This window comes from Thermus sp. (assembly GCF_040290245.1).
Classification (GTDB): Bacteria; Deinococcota; Deinococci; order Deinococcales; family Thermaceae; genus Thermus_A.
Genome location: NZ_PSMQ01000051.1, coordinates 1 through 266, shown reverse-complemented (window position 1 = coordinate 266; position 266 = coordinate 1). Strand labels below are relative to the sequence as shown.

The following is a 266-nucleotide window of genomic DNA, read 5'->3' as shown; positions in this document are numbered from 1 at the left end:
CGGCCCTGGAGGTTGCCGCGTTAAAGGCCTTAAGAAGGCTGTACCGACTCGAGCTCGACGACAAGGCCCTGGCCCTTCTGGCCCAGAAGGCCGAGGTGGAGTATGTGGGGGTTCGCTGCGGCGTCATGGATCAGATGGTGGCCGCCTTGGGGGAGTTGGGCAAAGCCCTCTTCCTGGACACCCGCACCCTGGAGTACGCCCTCTACCCCCTTCCTATGGGCACCAAGCTCCTGGTCCTGGATCCGGGGATCCCCCGCCGCCTGGCG

General features: G+C 65.8%; 1 protein-coding gene. It reads left to right on the top strand.

The window, feature by feature from the left end; translation table 11 throughout:
• Positions 1 to 266, top strand: a 266-nt coding sequence (locus tag C4301_RS07555; protein ID WP_503012408.1) for a GHMP family kinase ATP-binding protein, incomplete at both ends; no start/stop codon positions are given.